Genomic DNA, 21,701 nt, shown 5'->3' with positions numbered 1-21,701 from the left:
GTGCGGTTCAGGCAGCGGCCGGGCCGCGGCGCAGCCAGGCGGTGACACCGCTGGCCGCCGCCGCCAGTATCAGCAACACCACCGCGCCGACGCCCCAGCCGATGGTCAGCAACACCGGCATCGCGTCGACCAGCCAGTTGGCCGAGCCACGCAGGACGCCGGCCAATGCCTCCAGCGCCGGCCCGGCGGCGGCCAGCAAGTCCAGCCAGACCTTCCACACCGGGCCCAGCCAGGGCTCCAGCCAGGGTGGCAGGTTGTTGCCGTGCGCCTGCAACTGCGCCAGCACTTGCGGCCAGGGCAGGGTAGTCAACAGATTCCAGACGGCATGAACCGTCCAGGCCAGGGCGCTCCACAGCGCCAACACCAGAAGGGTAAGAGTCCAGATGAGTATTTGCATGATCATGGATATGGGGTGAGAAGCCTTCAGTTTCAAGTTTTTTGCCCCGGCCTGCCCGCGTTGCACCGCAATTCCTTGCCGCCCGGCCGTTTTCCCCCGCCGGGCCCGACCGTAGAATCTTTCGCAAGGAGAACCCCCGCCGCATGAGCCCCGAGGCCCGCGCCCGCCACCCTTGAGCCGGATGCGGCGACGGGGCTTGACGAACTTGGTGGTGCGGGCGGTGCCTGGAAAGCTGCCTAAGTGGCGTGTCTGGACAGGACGACGTTGAACCGCTAAAGTAAGGATTCCTTACTTCGAATGTTCTGCCATGCTTGCCAAACTCACTTCAAAAAACCAGCTCACGCTGCCCAAGAGTGTGACTCAGGCCGTGGGCGCCACGGAGTACTTTGACGTGGAAGCCCGCGCGGGGCAGATCATCCTGACCCCGGTGCGCATCCAGCGCGGCGATGCGGTGCGTGCCAAGCTGGCGGAGCTGGATTTGAGCGAGTCGGACATCGCGGATGCCGTGGCCTGGTCAAGATCGGCTGCTGCAGCGGCGCCCGCTGTGGCCGCCGAGCCGGAAGCACCCTATGGTGCCGCTGCTGCCGATGCCGGGCCGCCAGCAGGCAAGACGGCGGCGGGCGGCAAAAGGACCCTCAAAGCGTGAGCGCACCTTTGCGTGTGGTGCTGGACACCAGCGTGGTGCTGTCCGCGCTGGTGTTTGGCGGTGGCGCGGCCGGGCGCTTGCGCCTGGGCTGGCAACAGGGCGCTTTTGTGCCGCTGGCCAGCACGGCCACCGTGCAGGAACTGGTGCGCGTGCTGGCTTACCCCAAGTTCCGCGTTGGTGCGGCCGAGCAGCAGGAGTTGCTGGCCGATTACCTGCCTTGGGTCCAGACCGTGCGCATCCCGCAGCCGCCACCCCCGGTGCCCGACTGCCGTGACCCGCTGGACATGCCCTTCATGCATTTGGCGGTGGCCGGGCAGGCCGATGTGCTGGTATCGGGCGACGGGGACTTGCTGTCGCTGACGGATGCTTTTGAAAGAGCCTGCGGGTGCCCGATCACGAACCTGGATACGTTTTTTCGCGTGCACATCTTGCCCTTCGGGCTGTCCACCGCGGAACGCCTGAAGGAGTCCGACGACGCCGAAACAAGCCCTGCCGCCGTGCTGTCAAAGCCGCCCAAGAAACAACCAACTTTGGAGAACCCATGAACTCAGCCACCATCGTCCAGAAGCTCTGGAACTACTGCAACGTGCTGCGCAGCGATGGCATGGGCGATGGCGACGATGTCGAGCCGCCAGCCGGGACATCTTCTGGCTGAAAGACGACGCCCTGCTTGAGGGCGACAACCTGCCGCCGCCCGAGGTGATTGCCCAGGAGATCGTCGACGATCTGGAGGCCGCACTGGAGCAGTTCCGCCTGATCGCGGGGGATCTGGCGGGCGCCGAATCGGCCTGATTGCTTCTGTTTTCGTAGCAAAAGAAGACCTTTTCACGCTGGGTCAAGCCGAAATTTCATCCGCTTTTCGCCTGAGCGGGCACGCGGCGTGGACGGTCGGGGCTGGCGTGGTGGTGGGACGCCCGCGTTCCAAAAATCTGCGTTGCAGCCGGCCGGGGGCGCGGCAATACTGCCGTGGCGGTGATGGAACCGCGTTCCAAATGTCCTGACTGGAGATCGACCCCATGAAGCCCCTGTTCGTTCGTGGCCTGGCTGGCTTGGCGCTCGCCGCGCTGTGCAATCTGGCACTTGCCTTTCCGACCAAGCCCGTGACCATCGTGGTGCCGGCGCCACCGGGCGGCACGGCCGACACCGTTATCCGCGCCATCAGCACGCGGCTGGGCACCGCGCTCGGACAGGCGGTGCTGGTGGAAAACAAGGCGGGCGCCAGCGGCTTGATTGCCTCACAGTTTGTGGCCGGCGCGCCGCCGGATGGCCACACGCTGTTGATGAACTACACCAGTCATGCGATCAATCCATGGCTGATGGCCAAACTTCCGTATGACAGCGCCGCCAGCTTTGCGCCCGTCGCGTTTCTCGGCAAGGTGCCTTTGCTGCTGGCCGTGCCGGCCACTGGTGAGAAGACCGCTGCGGAATTGATTGCCGAAGCCCGCAAAAACCCCGGCAAGCTTACCTACGGGTCGTCCGCGACCGGTGGCGCTTCGCATCTGGGCGGTGAGCTTTTCTCTCAGCTGACCGGCGGCAAGCTTGTCATGGTGCCTTACAAGGGGGGGGCAGCGGCCGCGACCGATCTGGCGGCCGGGCGCATCTCGATGCTGCTGGACAGCCAGCTGGCCCTTGCGCCGCTGCAGCAGGGCAACCGCATCCGTTTCCTGGGTGTCGCCAGCGAAAAACCCTCGGCCGTCTTTCCGGATCTGGAGCCGGTGGGAAAGCTGCTTCCGGGCTTTGAGGCCACGGCTTGGTTCGGCGTCCTTGCCCCGGCCGGGACGCCGGCGGCGGTGGTCGAGCGATTGAACGCCGAGATCAACCGCCTGCTGGAGGACCCGGAAATCAGCCGACAGTTGATCAGCCGGGGCTTTGAGCCGCAGGCCCTGTCGCCTGCAGCGTGGGGCGGCTTCATGGCGCAGGAGACCAGGCGCTGGGGTGAACTCATCCGCAAGGCCAATCTCAAGCCGGAATAAGGCGGGCGCAGACCATGTCCATTCACTACGAGACGCGAGGCCTGGTGGGCCACATCATCATCGAGCGGCCCGATGTGCACAACGCCTTCGACAACGCCATGGTCGCCGCCCTGTGCGCCGCCTGGCAGCGCTTTGAAGACGGCCCCGAACGGGTGGCTGTCATCTCGGGCGGCAGCTCGCGCCATTTCACGGTTGGCGCCGATCTGAAAGACATGCCTTCCGACGTCTGGCAAGGCGTTCCCGGTGTGGCGGTCAGGGTGACCAAACCCGTCATCGCGGCCGTTCAGGGCTATTGCGTCGGGGTCGGCATGGCCGTGGTGCAGGCATCGGACCTGTGCATTGCTGCCGAGGACGCCCAGTTGATGTACTCAGAACCGCGTGTCGGGCTGGCCTATGGGCTCATCAGCGGGCTGGCGGCCCGCATCCCTCACAAGCTGGCCATGGAGGTCATGCTGCGTGGCAAGCCGCTGAGCGCCGAACGGGCCGAGCGCATGGGGTTGGTGAACAGCGTGGTGCCGCGGAACAAACTGGTCGAGGTGGCCCTGCAATATGCGCAGGACATCGCGGACGCGGCGCCGCTGGTGATCCGTTGGCTCAAGGAAAGCGTGGACGCGCACGTGCTGCCCGACAGCCCGACGGTGCACGCCCTGCGCACCATGTCCCGCGTTCGGGAGATGCAGCAGAGCCGTGATTTCGAGGAGGGACGCAGCGCGTTCATTGAACGGCGCCCGCCCGTGTTTGAAGGCCGATGAGGACAACCATGAGCAATACCATCCGCAAGACCCAGCCCAGCAACGTGACCGCCTTGAGCCTGCCCGATCTGGACGAGGCGGCGTTGCCGCCCGATCTCCAGGCCTACTTCGGCAAATGCCAGAGCAAGCTCGGCTTCATCCCCAATGTGCTGCTGGCGCATGCTTTTGACGCGGTCAAGCTGCGCAACTTCATGGATTTCTACAACCACCTCATGATGGGCGACTCCGAGCTCTCGCGGCTTGAGCGCGAAATGATTGCCACCACGGTTTCGGCACGCAACCGCTGCCATTACTGCCTGGTCTCTCACGGGCAGGCCGTGCGTGAACTTTCGGGCGACCCGATGCTGGGCGAGGCGCTGGTGATGAACCATCGCGTGGCCGAGCTGCCTGCAGCGCAAACCGCCATGCTGGCGTTCTGCGTAAAGCTCACGGACACGCCAGAAGCCGTTGGCGACGCCGACCGGCAGGCGTTGCGTGACGCCGGCTACAGCGACCGCGCCATCTGGGACATTGTTTCCACGGCGTCGTTCTACGCCATGTCCAACCGCCTGGCCATTGGCACCGGGATGCAGGCCAATCCCGAGTACCACAGCCGCGCTCGGTGAAAGGAATCTGCATGCAAGCCCTGCCCAGCTATGTCTGTGGCACCACGGACGAGCCTTTGCTTGGTGAGACCATCGGTGCCTTGCTCGACCGTGTGGCTGAGCGCTTTGGCGACGCGCCGGCGCTGGTGTCCCGCGCGCAGGGCCTGCGCTACAGCTACGCCGAATTTCGTGCGGCGGTCGACCAGATCGCGCGCGGCTTTCTGGCCGCCGGCCTGTGCAAAGGGGACCGAATCGGCATCTGGTCAGCCAACCGCGCCGAATGGGTGCTGACACAGTTTGCGGCCGCGCGTGTCGGCCTCATCCTGGTCACCATCAACCCGGCCTATCGCGTACACGAGGCGCGCCACGCGCTCAGCCTGTCGGGCTGCAAGGCCGTGGTGGCGCAGCGGATGCACAAGACCTCCGACTACCACGCCATGCTGCTGGCGCTGACGCAGGGCGCACAGGGCAACCAGCTGCCCGAGCTGATGCATGTGATTTCGCTCGACGAGAAGGCGCAGCCCGGCTGGATGCATTGGTCCGACCTGCAGCGCCTGGGCGACATCGGTGACGACATCGGACGTGCCGCAGCGCTGGCGGCCACACAATTTGACGATCCCATCAACATCCAGTTCACCAGCGGCACCACGGGCGCACCCAAAGGGGCGACGCTGTCGCACCACAACATCCTGAACAACGGCTTTTTTGTCGGCGAAACCCTGCGCCTGTCTGCGCGTGACCGGTTGTGCCTGTGTGTGCCGCTGTACCACTGCTTCGGCCTCGTCATGGGCGTGCTGGGCGCGTTGAGCCACGGGGCCTGCGTGGTGCTGGCCGGTGAAGGCTTTGACCCGGCCGCCACGCTGGATACGGTGGAGGCCGAGGCGTGTACTGTCCTGTATGGGGTGCCCACCATGTTTGTCGCCATGCTGGAAGAGCAGGGCCGGCGCCCCCGCAAGGTTGGCGCGTTGCGTACCGGCATCATGGCGGGTGCGCCGTGCCCCGAGGCCGTGATGCGCGACGTGATGCACGTGCTGGGCATGCACGAGGTGACGATCTGCTATGGCATGACCGAGACCAGCCCGGTCAGTTTCCAGAGCCAGGTGAACGATCCCGTTGCCTGCCGGGTGGAGACCGTGGGGCGGGTGCATCCACACGTCGAGGTCAAGATCGTCGATGCCGCCGGACGGGTGGTGCCGCGCGGTCAGCCTGGGGAACTTCTCACGCGGGGCTACAGCGTCATGCTGGGCTACTGGGGCGATCCGCAACGCACCGCCGAGGTGATTGATGCCGCGCGCTGGATGCACACCGGCGACCTGGCCACGCTGGACCACGAAGGCTACGGCCGCATCGTGGGCCGCATCAAGGACATGCTGATCCGTGGCGGTGAAAACATCTACCCGCGCGAGATCGAGGAATTTCTCTTCGGCCATGAGGCCGTGGCCGAGGTGCAGGTTTTCGGCGTGCCCGATACGCGCTACGGCGAGGAGGTTTGCGCGTGGGTGCGGCTTCGCCCGGGCCACGCCGTCACGGCCGACGCCTTGCGGGACTGGTGCCGCAACCGCATTGCCCATTACAAGGTTCCTCGCTACATCGAGTTTGTGGAGGACTTTCCGATGACAGTGACGGGCAAGGCGCAGAAGCATCTCATGCGCCAGGACATGGCCGCGCGCCTGCAGGCGCGGGCTGCGGGCTGAGCCATGGACAAATCCCTCGTCAAGGCGTTGCGTGTGATCGAGACGCTGGCGTTCAGCGACGCACCCCGTGGCGTGTCCGAACTGGCGCTGGAGCTGGGCTACCAGAAGAGCAACGTGCACCGCATCCTGACCACACTGGTCGAGCAGGGGTACGTGGTGCGCTTTGACGCGGGGGCGCTGTACCAGCTCAACTACAAGCTGTTCGAGATCGGCTCGCGCATGGTCTCACGCCTGCGCCTGTCGGAGGTGGCGCGCCCCTACCTGCAGCGCATCGTGCGCAAGACAGGCGAGTCCGCGCACATCATGATCTATCACAACGCCGAGATCATCTACCTCGACAAGATCGAGAACAACGCGCCCATCCGCGCCAGCTCCGAGCCGGGCCTGCGCGCTCCGGCTTTCTGCGTGGCCAGCGGCAAGGTGCTGCTGGCTTACCAGCCCGACGAGGAGGTGCGGCGCGTGCTGCGCAAGCTGCGCGTCTACACGCCGCAGACGATTACCAACCCCGATGTGCTGCGGGCCGAGATCGAGGCCGTGCGCGTGAAGGGCTATGCCACCAATCGCGAGGGATGGCGTGCCGGTGTGGCCGGTGCCGCTGCACCAGTGCTGGTGGGGCGCGAGAACGCCATCGCGGCGCTGGCCATCGTGGGGCCGGCCGACCGGCTGGACGACGCCGCGCTGCAGGCGGCAGGAAAAATTCTCAGCAAGGCCGCTCTCGAACTCTCACGCCAGCTCGGGTACGCCCCCGGCAAGACCAAATGACACCCGCTGCCTCTGTTCCCGACCTGGAGCGCCTGTTCCGGCCGCGCCGCATTGCCATCGTGGGCGCTGCACTCAACGACCCCGCACGCATGGGCACGCGCACCCTGCACGACCTGGTGTGCGCGGGTTGGCAGGGGGACATCTACCCTGTGAGCTCGCGTCATCAGTCGCTGTACGACCGGCCGGTGTACGCCTCGCTGGGTGAGGTGCCGCAATCGCCCGACGTGGTGCTGGCACGCACGCCGTCGGCCGGCATCGAGGCGCTGGTGGACGACGCCGTCGCCGTCGGCGCGCGCTTTCTGGTGGTGCTGGCTGCGGGGTTCGCGGAGTCGGGTGCCGACGGCGCCCGGGCCCAGCAAGTCCTGCTGGAGCGTGCCGCGCGGGGGGGCTTGCGCATTGTGGGGCCGCAGTCGATCGGGCTGGTCAACTTTGTCGACCGCATGCCGCTGTCGCTCTCCCAGATCATGGAACGCATGGAGTTGCGCACCGGGCGCACGGCATTGCTCACCCAAAGCGGCGCCATGGCCATCTCGCTGGCCGTGCGCGGCCAGACCGTCCATGGGCTCGACTTCAGCTACGTGGCAACGTTCGGCAACTCGGCCGATGTGTCCCCCATTGAGGCGCTGCACTGGCTGGCAAGCGACCCGCAGACCGACGTGGTCGGCCTGTACCTGGAAGGCATGACCGACGGCCAGGCCTTTGCCGTAGCGGTGCAAGCCTGCCGTGCTGCGGGCAAAGCCGTCGCCATCCTGCGCTCGGGTCTGTCGCGGCGCGGGGCGCAGGCCGTGGCTTCGCACACCGCGTCGATGAGCGGTGATGCGGACGCCTTCCGCGCGGTGTGCGCACAATTGGGCGTGGCACTGTGCGACTCGGCAGAGTCGTTTCTCTGGACGCTCAAGGCGTTGTCGGGTACCCGCCTGGACCGGGCGCCGGCGGTGGCTTTTGCCAGCATCTCCGGTGGCGCCTGTGCCTTGTGGGCCGACCAATCCGACCGGCTTGGGCTGGCGCTGCCGGCCTTGAGCCCCGGCGATCGCGACCAACTGTCGCAGCACCTGCCCGCCTTTCTCACGGCGGCCAACCCGATGGACCTGGGTCCTGCCGTTTTCGACCCGGTGGCCTTCGAAGGCACGTTGCAGGGGCTGCTTGACCTTGCGTCATTCAACCTGCTGGTGGTCTACCTGTTTACCAGTTCACCCACGCTGATGGGCGGCTTGGACAAAGTGAGCCTGCTCGAACGCATGGCCGCCCGGTCCTCCAAGCCCGTGTGGGTGATCTGGGAGGCGGCAACGCCCGAGGAATGGGCCGCACTGTCGGCCAGCACGCAGCTTGTCGCGTTCCGCGACCTCGGGCAGGCCGCCGCGGCGCTGGCAGCCTTTGCTGTGACCCGCCAGCCCGCGCGCTTCGCGCCCATTGTGCACGCGCCCCAGCCCGGCCCTGGCGAACCTGCGACGCAGGCATGGCGCACCGAGCCCTCCGTCAAAGCGTGGTTGCGCACGCAGGGCTTGCGTGTGCCGCGTGGCCAGCTCTGCACCAACGCCGCCAGTGCGCAGGCATTTGCCGCGTCGCTGGGCAGTGGCGTCGCCTTGAAAATCGTCTCGCCCGCTTTGCCACACAAGTCCGACGTGGGTGGCGTCGCCCTGTGCCGCGATCCGGACGCCGACATTGCCGGCTGCTATGCCGACCTGTGCGCGCGGGTCAGAGCCCATGCGCCCGCGGTGGAACCCGAAGGCGTGCTGGTGGAAGAGCTGGTCAGCGAGCCTGGCGTCGAGCTCTTCGTGACCATGCGGCGCGACGCCATCTATGGCGCGGTGACGGTGCTGGGGCGTGGCGGCCTGGCCATCGAGGCCGACCGCGACTATGTCGTCCACGTGGGCTTGTTGACCGAGGCCGACGTTCTGCCGCTGCTGCGTGCCCTGCGCTGCGCTCCGCTGCTGGGCGCCTTCCGCGGTCGCGCACCGCTGGCGCGCGAGGCGCTGGCACGCGACCTCGTGCGCCTGCAACAGGCACTGCTGGCGTCGGCGCTGTCGGAGCTTGAGCTCAACCCCGTGTTGCTGACCACCCAGCACGCCTGGATCCTGGACGCATTGGCCAGCGGCGCGGCGTGACGCTCTGAAATAGCTAGCTGCAAACGACCTTTTCACAGAGACTCTTGCCGACTTCTGGCCTGGATTGCCCACCGCTTGGGCACTTTGCGGACCTCCCGGCACGGCCCATATGGTGCCACCGCCGGCGGCGCGGGTTTTTCCGCTGGGGCGTTGGCGCGATTGCGGCGATCATGCAAGCCGCTTTGTCATCTGCCGGAGTTCTCTCATGCCCCTGTTGTCCCGTCGCCCCGCTGGCATCCCTCGGATTCTGTTGCTGTCTGCCGCGTTGACCCTTGCGCTGGCGGCCGGCTGTGCCGGTCCGGGGCCACAGTCTGCCGCACCCGCCGCGCAGGCGCCTGAAACCGCCGCCGAGAAAGCTGCGGCGGCCTGGCCGGCGGAGGCCGCGCCGGCGGCCGTGACCTGCCCGGAGGGGCCGCCGCCGGGCGCCCGCTGCCTGCGCGGCAAGGATTCTGCCGGCGCGCCGTATCTGATCGTGGTGCCGGCCCGCTGGAGCGGCAACCTGTTCGTGCATGCGCACGGCGGGCCGTTCCTGGGCGCGCCCACCGACGCCCGCGCCAATGAAGACATCAAGCGCTGGTCGGTCATCGTGCGCGAGGGCCATGCCTATGCGGCCTCGGTGTTCCGCCAGGGCGGGTTTGCCGTCACCACCGCCGCCGAAGACACCGAGCGGGTGCGGCGCATTTTCGTCGCCCATGTCGACAAACCGCGCCGCACCTTCCTGCACGGCCAGTCCTGGGGCGGCATGGTGGCGGCGCGCGCGGCCGAGCTGTATCCGCGCTCGTGGGCGGGCATCCTGTTCACCAGCGCCGTGGTGGCGGGCCCGGCCACCTACGACTTCCGGGTCGATATCCGCGCCGTCTACCAGCATCTGTGCAAGAACCATCCCCGCGCCGACGAACCCCAGTACCCGCTGGCGCTGGGCCTGCCCGCGGGCTCCACGATGACCAACGCCCAACTGGCCGCCCGGGTCAACGAATGCCTGGCGCTGAACAAGCCCGCCGCCGAGCGCACCCCCGAGCAGCGTGCCCGCGCGAAGCTGATCGCCGACATCATCCGCGTGCCGGAAAACTCCATCCTCAGCCACCTGAACTGGGGCACCTTCACGCTGGCCGACGTCACCCGCCGCCACGGCGGCGCGCCCATCGGCAACACCGGGGTGCGCTACACCGGCTCGCCGAACGACGCCGCCCTCAATGCCGACCTGGACCGCGCCGGGCTGCGTTTTGCCGCCGATCCGGCCGCGCGGGCGCGCTTTGTGGCCGATGTGGACCATCAGGGGCGTTTTGCCGTCCCGGTGGTCACCACCCACGGCATCCATGATTCGACGGTGTTTGTCGAAGGCAGCGACACCTTGCGCCAGCGCATGGTGGCGGCGGGCAACGGCCAAAGGCTGGTGCAGACCTTTGTCGAATCGTCCGAGCACAGCTACCTGGGCGAGGCGATCTACCCGCCGCTGCTGCAGGCACTGATCACCTGGGTGGACACCGGCCGCAAGCCCACGCCGGTCACGATTGCGGAGCAGTGCCGCAGCCTCCAGGCCGCAGGCGGTGGCGCAGCGGCCGATTGCCGCTTTCTGCCCGACTACGCCGTCAAGACGCTGGCCAGCCGCATTCCGGCGCGCTGACACGGCGGCTAGTCACACGCGGGCGCTACCATCGGGTCACCATGACCCACGCTGATCGCCCGCCTGCGGCGGCCTCCACCCCCACTGGCCCGGGCGCTGCCCCCGGGCGGGTGTTGCCCCTGGCCGGCGCCACCAACTTCCGCGACCTGGGCGGCTACATCGGCCAGGCCGGCCGGCCGGTACGCTGGCGGCGCATCTTCCGCTCCGACCACCTGGCCGACCTGACGCCCGAGGACACCGCGCGGCTGGCCGCGCTGGGGCTGGCGCGTGCCTTTGACTTCCGCGGGGTGCACGAGCGCGCCGCCGTGCCCTATGCGGTGCCGGGCATCACCCAGCACCCGCTGCCCATCGAGCCCACGGTGGTGCAGCGCATGAAAGACCTGGTCGCCGCCGGCCACCGTGTCACCGCCGAGCAGACCGTGGGCCTGATGCAGGACACCTACCGCGCCTTTGTGCACGACAACGCGCACCGCTTTGCCGAGCTGTTCGAGCACCTGCTGGCCGACGACGCGCCGCTGGTGTTCCACTGCACCGCCGGCAAGGACCGCACCGGCTTTGCCGCCGCGCTGATCCTGCGGGCACTGGACGTGCCGCACGACGTGGTGATGCACGACTATCTGCTCACCAACCAGCACTACCGCATGCCTTCGGCGGTGTCCGGTCTGGCGCCGCCCGAGGTGCTGAATGTCTTGTGGCGGGTGCAGGAAGATTTTCTGCACGCCGCCTTCGACGCCGTGGAGCGCGACCACGGCGGCCTGGACCGTTACCTGGCCCGCCAGTTGGGCCTGACACCCGCCGCGCGCCGCCGCCTGGCCGAGCTGTACCTGGCGCGCGAGCCCGGTGAGGACGCCGACGGGCGCTGATTCACTCCTGTTTACATAGCAAAGAGTGACCTTTTTGCGCTGGGTATGGGCCTGAAAGCCCTAAAAATGTCCGGCGGCGGCGTTTTCACCCGGCCTGTGCGGCCAGGGCCGGCCCCACCACCGCTTCCAGCAGGCTGCGCAGCCAGCGGTGGGCGCTGTCCTGCTGGTAGCGCAGGTGCCAGATGGCGTACATCGGCATCGTGGGGCAGGGCACCGGCGGCGGGCAGCTGGCCAGGCCGGCCAGGGTGTGGCGGGCCAGCAGGCCGGGCGCGGTGACCAGCAGCGGCGTGCCGCGCACAAAGGCGGGCAGGGCGCTGAAGGCGGGCACCAGCACCGCAAAGTCGCGCACCACACCGCGCGCGGCCAGCAGCTGGTCCAGGTCCAGGCTGCGGCGCGGCTCGTACACCACGGTGGCGTGGCGGGCGGCGCGGTAGTCGGCCTCGGTCAGCGGCGCGTCGCGCACGGCCGGGTCGTAGAAGACGCGGTACAGGTCTTCAAACAGGCGCTTTTGCACGATGTCGCTGCCCTCGGGCGGGCGGGGGCTGATCACCAGCTGGCAGTCGTCGCTGCGCAGCATGTCCAGCCGCGGCACGGCCGAGGGGATGATGCGCAGCGTCACGCCCGGCGCCGCTTCGCGCAGCCGCGCGGCCAGCGGCGGCAGCAGCAGGTCGCGCTGGAAATCGTTGGCGGCGATGGTGAAGGTGGTCTGCCAGCGAGCCGGGTCAAAGTCGCCCAGGTGGGCAAAGCGCTCCAGCGCGCCGAGCAGCTCGCGCGCCTGCGCCGCCAGCACGCCGGCACGGGCCGTGGCCGCAATGCCGCGTCCGTTTTTCACAAACAGCGCATCGCCGGTGATGGCGCGCAGCCGGTCCAGCCCGTGGCTGACGGCCGACTGCGTCAGCCCCAGCCGCAGCGCCGCTGCGGTGATGCCGCCGCTCTCAAACACCGCCACCAGCAGCTGCAGCAGGCGGGCGTCCAGGCTTGACCAATCAATTTCGTTCATGTGTTCGATCATGATTCATCGGTTTATCTTTTGCAATGGCGGCTCAATACTGCAGGCCTGAGCTGAATCAACCATCCCAAGCCCTCAGGAGACCGATGTGAGCGCCACCAAACCCACCATTCCCGGCACCACCGTGTTCGACGACGTCATGGCCCGCAAAGGCTACGCGCTGAACAAGATGTGCTACTCCTTCAACGACAAGGCCAACCGCGACGCCTTCCTGGCCGACGCGGAGGCCTACATGCGCCGCTACGCACTGACCGACGAGCAGATGGCCGCCGTGCGCTCCGGCCAGGTGCTGCAGATGCTGGCCGCCGGCGGCAACGCCTACTACCTGGCCAAGCTGGCCGGCATCTACGGGCTGGACATGCAGGACATCGGCGCGCAGCAGACGGGCGTCACGAAAGACGAGTTCAAAGCCAAGCTGGTCGCGGCGAACGAGCAATAAAAAGCCAAACAAACACCGGAGCACAACCATGGCACAACTCATCGGCGGCCTCGCCACCTCGCACATTCCCGCCATCGGCGGCGCCATCCACAAGGGCAAGCAGCAAGACCCGTACTGGAAACCCTTCTTCGACGGCTTTCCGCCCGTCAGCCGCTGGCTGGAGCAGATCAGGCCCGACGTGGTGGTGGTGTTCTACAACGACCACGGCCTGAACTTCTTCCTGGACAAGATGCCCACCTTCGCCGTGGGCGCCGCGGCCGAATACCACAACGCCGACGAAGGCTGGGGCATTCCCACCCTGCCGCCACTCAAGGGCAACCAGGATCTGTCCTGGCACCTGATCAACCAGCTGATCGCCAAAGAGTTCGACATCGTCACCTGCCAGGAACTGCTGATCGACCACGCCTGCTCGCTGCCGTTCAAGCTGTTCTGGCCCGGCCACGACAGCGCGCCGGTGGAGATCGTGCCGATCAACATCAACACCGTGCAGTTTCCGCTGCCCACCGCGCGCCGCGTCTACCGCCTGGGCCAGGCCGTGGGCGAAGCCATCCGCAGCTGGGACAGCCCCAAGCGCGTGGCGGTGCTGGGCACCGGCGGCCTGTCGCACCAGCTCGAAGGCGAGCGCGCCGGCTTCATCAACAAGCGCTTTGACCTGCAGTTCCTCGACAGCATGGAAACCAACCCCGAGTGGGTCACCCAGTTCAGCGACCTGGAACTGGTGGAAAAAGCCGGCACCCAGGGCGTGGAACTGCTCAACTGGCTGGCCATGCGCGGCGCCCTCTCGGCCGGCGGCGCCCGCGTGAAGAAGGTGCACGGCAACTACCACATCCCGATCTCCAACACCGCCACCGGGCTGCTGGCGCTGGAGGTGGTGTGAGGGGGTGAAGCACCCCCCTCCTGACTTTCTATTGAGTTCATAGCATCAAGCGACCATTCCGTGCTGGGATGGTCGCTTTTTTGATGGGATTTTGGCGGTGGAAGGGTGTCTCGGGTGGCGTGGGCCGCACGGCACGACTCGATGCCTCAGTGGCCCATTCAGTTGCCCCATCGGTTTGCGAGCCGTTTGGTCGCCTCGAACCAAACCAGCGCGCCCAGACACAATGCCGCGCCACTCGACAAGAGCGCAGCAGATGGTGTCGCGAACAGAAACAGGCGGCTGATGGCGGGAACACCCAGAACCAGCGCCAGCAGCACGCCTGTCCCCAAAACGATCCAGCCGAAAGCGATGTTCCAGGATGGCGCCGGGCCGCTTCGGGTTGTCCAGGTCCGGTTGGCATGGATGAGCACCAGATTGCCGACCACCAGGACCGTGAATGCGAGCGCACGCGCCGTCTCGTCGGAGCCGGAATCCGATCGGGCAAGCAGGTAGGCCATCAGCACGATGCCGAACAGGCCGCAGCCCTGAAGCGCACCGCGCAACAGGACTTGCCGGTCGAAGAGGCGCGCATCCGGGCGCCGGGGCGGCACCCGCATGGCGTTGGCCTCCAGAGGCTCGGCTTCGAAGACGATGGAACAGGCCGGGTCGATGATCAGCTGGAGGAACAGGATGTGCACCGGCATCAGCACCATCGGCCAGCCCAGGATCAGCGGCACGATCGACAAACCGATGATCGGCAGATGCGCCGCCAGGACGAAGGCGATGGCCTTTCGCAGGTTGGCGAAGACGCGGCGTCCATAGCGCACGGCCGTCACCAGGGACGCGAAATCGTCACCCAGCAGCACCAGGGCCGCGGCCTCGCGGGCGACGTCGGTCCCCCGGGCGCCCATTGCCACGCCGATGTGGGCAGCCTTGAGGGCGGGGGCGTCGTTGACGCCATCGCCGGTCATCGCAACCACGTCGCCTCGGGTGCGAAAAGCCTGCACCAGCCGAAGCTTCTGCTCGGGCTGCACACGGCAAAACACATGGGTGTCGGCCAGGCGCGCCGCCAGCGCTGCGTCATCCAGTCGGTCCAGCTCCGGGCCGGTCACGGCCCGCCCATCGGCGACCAACCCCGCTTGTCGTGCGATGGCCAGGGCGGTGTGGGGATGGTCGCCCGTGATCATCACGACCCGGATGCCGGCGGCCCGGCACTCGGCGATGGCCGCCGGCACGTCCGGTCGCACCGGGTCCTCCAGCGCAACCAGTCCCATGAACTCGAAATCGAAGTCGTGCTGGCCGCCGGGCAACTCACCCGAGGGAAAAAAGGCCCGTGCGACCGCCAGGACCCGCAACCCGTCGGCAGCCATCGCCTCAACCTGTTGCGCAACAGGCTTCTGCTGCGATGGATCAAGGTGACAGAGGTCCATGATCGCTTCTGGCGCCCCCTTGGCAGCAACCAGCCGGTCCTGTCGATCCGGTGACTGCCAGACGCGGGACATGGCGAGCATCTGCGGCGACAGCGGGTAGTCGTCCAGAAGGTCCCAGTCCGCGTGCAGATGTTCGGTGCCCGACAGACGACTCTGACCCGCTTCGATGATCGCGGACTCCATCGGATCGAAAGCGCGGCGGTGACTGGCGAGCACGGCGTATTCCAGCACCGGGTGAAGCGCCTCCGGCAAGGCTGGCGCATCGGTGGGACCCAGACAATGCTGCGCGTCGGCGGACCACAGCCTGCGCACCGCCATGCGGTTCATCGTCAGCGTGCCGGTCTTGTCAACACACAACACCGTTGTCGCCCCCAGCAGTTCGACCGCCGGCATGCTGCGGGTCAGCACCTTCTCGCGCGCGAGCCGCCAGGCACCGAGACCGAGGAAGATGGTCAGCACGACCGGCAGCTCTTCCGGCAGGATGGCCATGGCGAGCGTCAGGCCGGCCAGCAGCCCATGCAGCCAGTCGCCGCGCGACAGGGCCCAGGCCAGGGCGAGCACCACGGCGAGGCTGAGACCGGACGCCGCCACCCAGGTGACGATCCGCCGGGTCTCGCGCTGGACCGGCGTGGTCTCGGTGGCCATCGACTTCAGGGAGGCGCCGATGCGCCCCAGGGCGCTGCGTGCGCCGGTGGCCACCACAATGCCCTTGCCCGTGCCCTGCGTGACCAGCGCGCCCGACAGGGCCTGGCTGCGAGGGTCTGCGTCGCCGGCGTCGATCACATCGTTCGCCTGCTTCAGCACCGGCACCGATTCGCCGGTCAGAAGCGATTCGTCGATCATCAGGTTCGACGCTTCGATCAACCGGACGTCGGCAGGCACCCGATCGCCTTCGGCAAGCAGGACGGTGTCGCCGACGACCAGTTCGCGCCCGGCGATCCTGACCGTCTGCCCATCGCGGATCACCAGCGCACGCGGGCTGGACAGGTCGCGCAGCGCCGCCAGTGACTGTTCGCTGCGGCGCTTCTGGACGTACGTGATGCCGATGACCACCAGCACGAACCCGAGCAACATCAAGGCCTCATGCCGATCACCCAGCGCCAGGTAAATGGCCCCGCAGGCCACCAGCAGCAGGAACATCGGCTCTGCCACCACCTCCCGCAGCAAGTCCCACCCCCGGCGCTGCGCCGCAGCCGGCAGCTCGTTGGCGCCTTGTTGGGCCAGGCGCTGACGCGCCTCGGCCGACGTCAGACCACGGGCAGGAACGGTCTCCATGGCGTCGTCCTAGCCCGCGGGCGGTTGCATGGCCACCGCATGATCCCGGTCGGGCCGTTGCCAGGGGGCCAGCTGGGTCATGCGGTGGCGGACGCGGTGTCGCGGCATCACCCGGCTGCGGGCGTCCACGGCACGGTCGTGGCCCGCTTCGACACGCAGCGTCGCACCCGGGACAAGTCTGGCCGCGGTCTCGAACCGATGGGGACCATACCGGTGGCCCCCGTCGGCGTCCTTCTGACGCGGGTGGTTGGCCAGCGGCACGACGAATTCGTCGATCAGGGCTTGCGACGTCGCCAGCACGCCCGCCACCCGCTGCGTGGTGGTCAGGACCAGGTTGGCCGCGACGCTGACCCTGGTTGAGCGCCAGGCGGCGGCCCGCTCCTGGAGGCTGTGGTCGGGGTCTTCGGTGTCCTCGGCGGGGCTCAGGGATGGCATGACAGGTTCAAGGCGGGTGGGGAAGGTCCGGACTGGCGCGCTCCGGTTTTCAGCATACGCGCCTGGCCTCGGCGGGCCAATGATCTGACGCATGCCCATGAACGCCGGCGCCGGATGCGGTCGCTGGCCCATTGGAACGCCGGGTTGATGAACAGGCCATGAATACGCCGTTCAGTATGCGTACACGGCGGGGTTTCCACAATGCCCCCAACACCACGGCCTGAACCGTGGACACCCGTGAACCCGCCCGAAAGGAGCCCCCATGAAATCCGACGTCCGTCTGCGCCAGGGCCTGCTGTTGCTGTCTCTGGGCCTGGCCGCCTTGTCCGCATCGGCCGGGGATGAGTGTGATGCGCCCCTCAATCGCTGGCAGTCACGCGAGGCCGTGCGGCAGATGGCCGCGGCCCAGGGCTGGCAGATCCAGCGGCTGAAGATCGACGACGGTTGCTACGAGGTTCGCGGCACCGACGCCCAAGGCCGCCGCTTCAAAGCCACCATCGACCCGGAAACCCTGAAGGTGTTGAAGCGCAGGCAAGACGACCACCGGCGGGATCGCGATCACGGTCGCGGTGCCGATGAATCGGCCCCGCAGCCCGTCCGCCCCCCACCAGCCGACGGCGCCACCTCTTCATCGCCTTTGCCGACCCCGGGCGGCGCGCCGCGCGGCCAGATCGGGTGACCCCCCTCTCATTTCCCAACCTCACAGGAACATCACCATGTCCAAACCGATTCTGACCATGCTGGCCACCGCCTGCGCCCTGGCCGTTCCCGCTCTGGCACACAGCCGCCAGGTCACGCTGACCGCACAGCTCAAGGACTACGGTGGCAACGGCGCCTACGTGGCGGCCTACCTGACCGATGCCAAGGGCGCTTATGTGCGCACACTGTGGGTGGCCGGCGGCAAAGCCAAGTACCACAAGCACTTGTCCGACTGGAGCCGCCTCTCCGCTGGTGACGCCAGGCGCCTGGACGGCGTCACCGGCGCCAGCGTGGGTGCGGGGCGCACCCTCAAGGTCACGGCCGATCTGGCGGATGCGCTGATCGACGCCGGCTATGAAATTCGCCTCGATGCCGCTGTTGAAGACATGCGTGACAGCCCGTCCGAGGTTCGCATGCCGCTGTCCACCGCCAGTGTCGGCAAGCCGCAGGCCGGCAAGCAGTACATCCAGTCGGTGACCTTGCAACTCAAGTAAAGGGACTCGCATGAGCTGGAAAGGCATCCACCGCTGGTTGGGACTGACCGTGGGCACCCTGGCCGTGGTGCTGGGTGTCAGTGGCGCCATGCTGGCGATCGATCCGGTGCAGCAGGCCTGGCAGGCCCCCACCGCACCGGGCGGTCTGCCGGTGGCCACGCTGGTGGAGCGCGTGACGCGCACGGTTCCAGGCGCTGAGGAAATTCGCCATCTGCCCTCGGGTGCCATCGTGGTGTTCAGCTTTGCCGGCGACCAGCCGCAGGCGCAGTACGTGGACCCGGCCGATGGACGGGTCCTGGGTGCCTGGCAAGCCTCGGCACTGCCGCGCTGGGTGAAGAACCTGCACCGCTCGCTGCTGCTGGGCGATGCCGGGCGCTGGGGCGCAGCGGGCACTGCGCTGGCCATGGCCTTGTTGTGCATCTCGGCCCTGGTGCTCTTGCTGCGGCGCATGGGCGGCTGGCGACAGCTGGCGGCGCGGGTGCGTGGCTCGCTGGCGCAGCGCATCCACGTGGTCGCGGGCCGTGTGGTGCTCCTGGTCCTGTGCCTGAGCGCGATCACGGCGCTGACCATGAGCGCATCGACGCTGGGGCTGGTGACGCTGGATGCCCGGACCGAACCGGAGGTGCTGTCGGTGGTTGGCGGCCAGCCAGCCTTGCCCGGCGCGCAGCTGGCTGCGCTGCAAACCCTGGTGGTGCAGGATCTGCGCAAGCTGAATTTCCCGGGCGCCGCCGACCCCGAAGACACCTGGAAGGTCACCACCACACAGGGGCAGGGCTGGATCGACCGGTACTCGGGCCAGATGCTGGCCTGGCAGGACGCCACCCTGGCTCAGCGCGTCTACGACTGGGCCGTGGTGCTGCACACGGGCGAAGCGGCCTGGCCCTGGGCCGTGGTGCTCGGGCTGGTGGGTGCCAGCGTGCTGCTGTTCTGGCTGTCGGGCCTTGTCATCTGGTGGCAGGCACGCCGCCAGGCACCGCGGATCACGGGGAACACGACCCTGGCGCAGGCCGACGTGCTGATCTTCGTGGCCAGCGAGGGCGGCAGCACCTGGGGTTTTGCCCAAACGCTGCAGGACGCACTGAACCAGTGCGGCCACCGCGTGCACACCAGCGCGCTGGAACATTTTCAGACCACGGCCGCCACACGGCAGGTGTTTGTGCTGGCAGCCACCTATGGCGAAGGCCAGGCCCCGGCCCACGCCCGCCAGGCGCTGGCCCACATCGCCACACGCACCGCCAGCGCGGTGCCGGTGACCGTGCTGGGCTTTGGCGACCGGCAGTTCCCGGCCTTCTGCGCCTTCGCCAAGGCGCTGGACCAGACGCTGCGCGCACACGCCTGGCCGGCGCTGCTGCCCCTGGAGTGCATCCACCAGCAATCGGGCCAGCAATTCGCGCGCTGGGGCGTTGCCCTGGCCGAGGCGCTGGGCGAACCCCTGGTGCTGGAGCATGTGCCGCCCGTGCCAGCCACCACGGCGCTCACGCTCATCGGGCGCCAGGACTTCGTCGGTGCCGCCGGACAGGCCACCTCGATCCTGCGCTTTGCATGGCCTGCACAAGGCCTTGGCGCCCGCCTGCGCGGGCAGGGCCTGGCGCCGTTCGCGGCGGGCGATCTGGTGGGCATCGTGCCGCCCGGCTCGGCCGTGCCGCGGTACTACTCGCTGGCATCGGGCTGGCAGGACGGGTTTCTGGAAATCTGCGTGCGCCAGATGCCCGGGGGGCTGTGTTCCACGCACCTGCTGGGCCTGCAGACGGGGGGGCTCATCACCGCCTTCATCCGGCCCAACCCCGGATTTGCTTTGCCACACCAGCGCAAGCCGGTGTTGCTGATCGGGGCAGGCACCGGGGTTGCTCCGCTGGCGGGCTTCATCCGTCGCAACGACCGGCGAACGCCCATGCACCTGTACTTTGGTGGACGCGACCCGGCGCAGGACTTCTACTTCCACCCCGACATTCAGCGCTGGCTTGGCGAAGGGCGCCTGGCAACGCTGCACACGGCTTTTTCGCGCGTGCCCGACGGCGGTGGCTATGTGCAGGACGCCCTGCGCCAAGACGCCGAGTTCGTGCGCCGCCTGGTGGCGCAGGGCGCCCTCGTGCGTGTGTGCGGCAGCCGCGCCATGGCGCAGGGCGTGGCCGAAGCGCTCGACACGGTGCTGGCGCCACTGCAGCTCAGCGTCGCGAACCTGAAAGCCAGGGAGCGGTATGCCGAAGATGTCTTCTGAATCCGCTGCGCCGTGCCATCGCACCACCCTGCATGGCCCGACCATGGGCACACGCTGGTCGGTCCGTGTTGATGCCGAAAACACGGTCGACCTGGCCGCCCTGCGCCTGGACCTCGCCCGAGCGGTGGAGCAGGTGGACGCGCAGATGTCCCCCTGGAAGCCGCACAGCGACCTCCTGCGCCTCAACCGCGCGCCGGTGGGCGACTGGGTGGACCTGCCGATGCAGACCATGGAGGTGCTGGCCTGTGCGCTCGACGTCCACCGCCTGAGCGCAGGCGCGTTCGACCCCTGCGTGGGACCACTGGTCGATGCCTGGGGCTTTGGCGCCGTGCGCGAGACCCCCGATCCGGAAGCGATCCGCATGGCGCGGCAGCCCACACCACACCATGCGAACGGCTGCCTGGAGCTGGACAGTCGCGCAGGCCGGGCCCGCAAGCACGATCCCGTGCAGCTCGACCTGTGCGGCATTGCCAAGGGCTACGCGGTGGACCGCATGGTCCACGTGCTGCAACAGCATGGTGTGCGGCATGCGCTGGCGTCGCTGGATGGTGAGCTGCGCGCTTTGGGCCCGCAGGCCAGCGGTGTGCCGTGGGCGGTGGCGCTCGAACGCCCGGAGGCCGGGCGCCGCGCGGCGCACGGCGTCATCGAACTCGATGACGTGGCGGTGGCCACCTCGGGCGACTACCGACGCTTTCTGCAAGTGGGCGATACCCGCCTGGCCCACACCATGGACCCCCGCCGCCGTGCGCCGGTGAACAACGCCGTGGTTTCGGTCACCGTGCTGGCGAGCAGCTGCATGCAGGCCGATGCCTGGGCCACGGCCCTGCTGGTGGCAGGCCCCGACGACGGACTTGCCATGGCACAGCACATGGGCTTGGATGTGCTCTTTTTGCTGCGCCGCGCCGAAGGCCTGATCGAGGTCGGACTGGGCCGGTTGGGCCACTAGCGGCGTTCGGCGACGCGGCCACCGGCAGCGCAACCCTGGCGCCCGGCCGGGCCCTGCGGCGTGCTGGCGGCGCCTGCAACATCGACCGCTGGGCTGGCGGCCCTTTCGGGTCGCCGATTCGAGCGCGCCGGCTTCATCAACCCGCGCTTTGACCCGCCGTTTCCGGACAGCAGGGAACCCGACCCCGAACGGGCCACGCCGTTCGGCGACCTGGAACTGGTGGAAAAAGCCGGCACCCAGGGCGTGGAACTGCTCAGCTGCCTGGCCAGGCGCGGCGCCCTCGCGGCCGGCGGCGCCGGGGTCAAGAAGGTGCACGGCAACGAGCACATCCCGATCGCGAACACCGCGACCGGGTTGCTGGGGTGGGAGGTGGTGTGAGGGGGTGAGGGTGGCCTTTGATTGCTATTGAATGTGTGGCAACAAGCGACCATTCCGTGATGGGATGGTCGCTTTTTTATTGGGGTTTTGGCGGTGGAAGGGTGACTTGGGTGGTTTGGGCC

General features: G+C 68.0%; 21 protein-coding genes. 17 read left to right on the top strand and 4 right to left on the bottom strand.

Annotation, left to right across the window (positions count from 1 at the left end):
* Positions 1-7 precede the first annotated feature (7 nt).
* On the bottom strand, positions 8-397 hold the full coding sequence (locus AC2EBU_RS06020; RefSeq protein WP_484609456.1) for a hypothetical protein: 390 nt from the start codon (positions 395-397) through the stop codon (positions 8-10).
* 307 nt (positions 398-704) lie between these two features.
* Here AC2EBU_RS06020 and AC2EBU_RS06015 point away from each other — a divergent pair, with 307 nt between their 5' ends.
* The 10 genes from AC2EBU_RS06015 (at position 705) to AC2EBU_RS05970 (ending at position 11,400) form a co-directional block, all read left to right on the top strand.
* Positions 705-1,043: a hypothetical protein gene (locus tag AC2EBU_RS06015; protein WP_484609455.1), complete on the top strand. Its 339-nt coding sequence runs from the start codon at positions 705-707 to the stop codon at positions 1,041-1,043.
* A complete protein-coding gene (locus AC2EBU_RS06010; protein WP_484609454.1) occupies positions 1,040-1,588 on the top strand; it encodes a putative toxin-antitoxin system toxin component, PIN family in 549 nt (182 codons plus the stop codon). Before AC2EBU_RS06015 ends, AC2EBU_RS06010 begins: the two co-directional genes overlap by 4 nt.
* A gap of 471 nt (positions 1,589-2,059) precedes the next feature.
* Positions 2,060-3,016, top strand: coding sequence for a tripartite tricarboxylate transporter substrate-binding protein (locus AC2EBU_RS06005; RefSeq protein ID WP_484609453.1), 957 nt, complete (start codon positions 2,060-2,062; stop codon positions 3,014-3,016).
* A gap of 14 nt (positions 3,017-3,030) precedes the next feature.
* Positions 3,031-3,768 (top strand): enoyl-CoA hydratase/isomerase family protein, encoded by a 738-nt coding sequence (locus AC2EBU_RS06000; protein WP_484609452.1) that lies wholly within the window; start codon positions 3,031-3,033, stop codon positions 3,766-3,768.
* Positions 3,769-3,776: 8 nt separating this feature from the next.
* The gene (locus AC2EBU_RS05995) at positions 3,777-4,373 is read left to right on the top strand and encodes a peroxidase-related enzyme (protein WP_484609451.1); all 597 of its coding nucleotides are present in this window, start codon (positions 3,777-3,779) and stop codon (positions 4,371-4,373) included.
* 11 nt (positions 4,374-4,384) lie between these two features.
* Entirely contained in the window at positions 4,385-6,046 is a 1,662-nt protein-coding gene (locus AC2EBU_RS05990; RefSeq protein WP_484609450.1) for an AMP-binding protein, read from the top strand.
* 3 nt (positions 6,047-6,049) lie between these two features.
* Positions 6,050-6,808: an IclR family transcriptional regulator gene (locus AC2EBU_RS05985; RefSeq protein ID WP_484609449.1), complete on the top strand. Its 759-nt coding sequence runs from the start codon at positions 6,050-6,052 to the stop codon at positions 6,806-6,808.
* Entirely contained in the window at positions 6,805-8,913 is a 2,109-nt protein-coding gene (locus AC2EBU_RS05980; protein WP_484609448.1) for an acetate--CoA ligase family protein, read from the top strand. The genes AC2EBU_RS05985 and AC2EBU_RS05980 overlap by 4 nt, the downstream gene beginning before the upstream one ends.
* A 205-nt stretch (positions 8,914-9,118) precedes the next feature.
* The gene (locus tag AC2EBU_RS05975) at positions 9,119-10,537 is read left to right on the top strand and encodes an alpha/beta hydrolase family protein (protein ID WP_484609447.1); all 1,419 of its coding nucleotides are present in this window, start codon (positions 9,119-9,121) and stop codon (positions 10,535-10,537) included.
* 41 nt (positions 10,538-10,578) lie between these two features.
* Complete coding sequence (locus AC2EBU_RS05970; protein ID WP_484609446.1) at positions 10,579-11,400, top strand: tyrosine-protein phosphatase; 822 nt, start codon at positions 10,579-10,581, stop codon at positions 11,398-11,400.
* 85 nt (positions 11,401-11,485) lie between these two features.
* On the opposite strand, the gene AC2EBU_RS05965 is transcribed toward AC2EBU_RS05970, so the two are convergent.
* On the bottom strand, positions 11,486-12,400 hold the full coding sequence (locus AC2EBU_RS05965) for a LysR family transcriptional regulator (protein ID WP_484609445.1): 915 nt from the start codon (positions 12,398-12,400) through the stop codon (positions 11,486-11,488).
* 97 nt (positions 12,401-12,497) lie between these two features.
* Between AC2EBU_RS05965 and AC2EBU_RS05960 the strand changes: the two genes are divergently transcribed.
* Entirely contained in the window at positions 12,498-12,848 is a 351-nt protein-coding gene (locus tag AC2EBU_RS05960; protein WP_484609444.1) for a protocatechuate 4,5-dioxygenase subunit alpha, read from the top strand.
* A gap of 28 nt (positions 12,849-12,876) precedes the next feature.
* Entirely contained in the window at positions 12,877-13,725 is an 849-nt protein-coding gene (locus AC2EBU_RS05955; RefSeq protein ID WP_484609443.1) for a class III extradiol dioxygenase family protein, read from the top strand.
* A 158-nt stretch (positions 13,726-13,883) separates the two neighbouring features.
* Here AC2EBU_RS05955 and AC2EBU_RS05950 read toward each other — a convergent pair whose 3' ends face one another.
* Positions 13,884-16,409 carry a cation-translocating P-type ATPase gene (locus AC2EBU_RS05950; RefSeq protein ID WP_484609442.1) on the bottom strand — a complete coding sequence of 842 codons (2,526 nt, stop codon included), beginning with the start codon at positions 16,407-16,409 and terminating at the stop codon, positions 13,884-13,886.
* A gap of 9 nt (positions 16,410-16,418) precedes the next feature.
* Positions 16,419-16,844, bottom strand: coding sequence for a hypothetical protein (locus AC2EBU_RS05945; protein WP_484609441.1), 426 nt, complete (start codon positions 16,842-16,844; stop codon positions 16,419-16,421).
* Positions 16,845-17,106: 262 nt separating this feature from the next.
* On the opposite strand from AC2EBU_RS05945, the gene AC2EBU_RS05940 reads away from it, so the two are divergent.
* Genes AC2EBU_RS05940 through AC2EBU_RS05920 form a run of 5 tightly spaced genes read left to right on the top strand, consistent with a single transcriptional unit; the run spans position 17,107 to position 21,579 of the window.
* Entirely contained in the window at positions 17,107-17,523 is a 417-nt protein-coding gene (locus AC2EBU_RS05940; protein ID WP_484609440.1) for a PepSY domain-containing protein, read from the top strand.
* A 37-nt stretch (positions 17,524-17,560) separates the two neighbouring features.
* Positions 17,561-18,037 carry a DUF2271 domain-containing protein gene (locus tag AC2EBU_RS05935; RefSeq protein ID WP_484609439.1) on the top strand — a complete coding sequence of 159 codons (477 nt, stop codon included), beginning with the start codon at positions 17,561-17,563 and terminating at the stop codon, positions 18,035-18,037.
* A gap of 10 nt (positions 18,038-18,047) precedes the next feature.
* Entirely contained in the window at positions 18,048-20,255 is a 2,208-nt protein-coding gene (locus AC2EBU_RS05930) for a PepSY domain-containing protein (protein ID WP_484609438.1), read from the top strand.
* Positions 20,236-21,201, top strand: coding sequence for an FAD:protein FMN transferase (locus AC2EBU_RS05925; protein ID WP_484609437.1), 966 nt, complete (start codon positions 20,236-20,238; stop codon positions 21,199-21,201). The genes AC2EBU_RS05930 and AC2EBU_RS05925 overlap by 20 nt, the downstream gene beginning before the upstream one ends.
* Positions 21,202-21,261: 60 nt before the next feature.
* Positions 21,262-21,579, top strand: a complete 318-nt coding sequence (locus AC2EBU_RS05920) for a hypothetical protein (protein WP_484609436.1) — start codon at positions 21,262-21,264, stop codon at positions 21,577-21,579.
* The last annotated feature ends 122 nt before the right edge of the window (positions 21,580-21,701 follow it).

The organism is Curvibacter sp. T50, assembly GCF_057219955.1.
This window is presented reverse-complemented; position numbering and strand designations above follow the sequence as displayed.

Excerpts from the sequence above, each read along its gene's own strand:
- AC2EBU_RS06020 (WP_484609456.1), bottom strand. The coding sequence starts at position 397 with ATGCAAATACTCATCTGGACTCTTACCCTTCTGGTGTTGGCGCTGTGG.
- AC2EBU_RS06015 (WP_484609455.1), top strand. The coding sequence starts at position 705 with ATGCTTGCCAAACTCACTTCAAAAAACCAGCTCACGCTGCCCAAGAGT.
- AC2EBU_RS06005 (WP_484609453.1), top strand. The coding sequence starts at position 2,060 with ATGAAGCCCCTGTTCGTTCGTGGCCTGGCTGGCTTGGCGCTCGCCGCG.
- AC2EBU_RS06000 (WP_484609452.1), top strand. The coding sequence starts at position 3,031 with ATGTCCATTCACTACGAGACGCGAGGCCTGGTGGGCCACATCATCATC.
- AC2EBU_RS05995 (WP_484609451.1), top strand. The coding sequence starts at position 3,777 with ATGAGCAATACCATCCGCAAGACCCAGCCCAGCAACGTGACCGCCTTG.
- AC2EBU_RS05990 (WP_484609450.1), top strand. The coding sequence starts at position 4,385 with ATGCAAGCCCTGCCCAGCTATGTCTGTGGCACCACGGACGAGCCTTTG.
- AC2EBU_RS05985 (WP_484609449.1), top strand. The coding sequence starts at position 6,050 with ATGGACAAATCCCTCGTCAAGGCGTTGCGTGTGATCGAGACGCTGGCG.
- AC2EBU_RS05980 (WP_484609448.1), top strand. The coding sequence starts at position 6,805 with ATGACACCCGCTGCCTCTGTTCCCGACCTGGAGCGCCTGTTCCGGCCG.
- AC2EBU_RS05975 (WP_484609447.1), top strand. The coding sequence starts at position 9,119 with ATGCCCCTGTTGTCCCGTCGCCCCGCTGGCATCCCTCGGATTCTGTTG.
- AC2EBU_RS05970 (WP_484609446.1), top strand. The coding sequence starts at position 10,579 with ATGACCCACGCTGATCGCCCGCCTGCGGCGGCCTCCACCCCCACTGGC.
- AC2EBU_RS05965 (WP_484609445.1), bottom strand. The coding sequence starts at position 12,400 with ATGAACGAAATTGATTGGTCAAGCCTGGACGCCCGCCTGCTGCAGCTG.
- AC2EBU_RS05955 (WP_484609443.1), top strand. The coding sequence starts at position 12,877 with ATGGCACAACTCATCGGCGGCCTCGCCACCTCGCACATTCCCGCCATC.
- AC2EBU_RS05950 (WP_484609442.1), bottom strand. The coding sequence starts at position 16,409 with ATGGAGACCGTTCCTGCCCGTGGTCTGACGTCGGCCGAGGCGCGTCAG.
- AC2EBU_RS05945 (WP_484609441.1), bottom strand. The coding sequence starts at position 16,844 with ATGCCATCCCTGAGCCCCGCCGAGGACACCGAAGACCCCGACCACAGC.
- AC2EBU_RS05940 (WP_484609440.1), top strand. The coding sequence starts at position 17,107 with ATGAAATCCGACGTCCGTCTGCGCCAGGGCCTGCTGTTGCTGTCTCTG.
- AC2EBU_RS05935 (WP_484609439.1), top strand. The coding sequence starts at position 17,561 with ATGTCCAAACCGATTCTGACCATGCTGGCCACCGCCTGCGCCCTGGCC.
- AC2EBU_RS05930 (WP_484609438.1), top strand. The coding sequence starts at position 18,048 with ATGAGCTGGAAAGGCATCCACCGCTGGTTGGGACTGACCGTGGGCACC.
- AC2EBU_RS05925 (WP_484609437.1), top strand. The coding sequence starts at position 20,236 with ATGCCGAAGATGTCTTCTGAATCCGCTGCGCCGTGCCATCGCACCACC.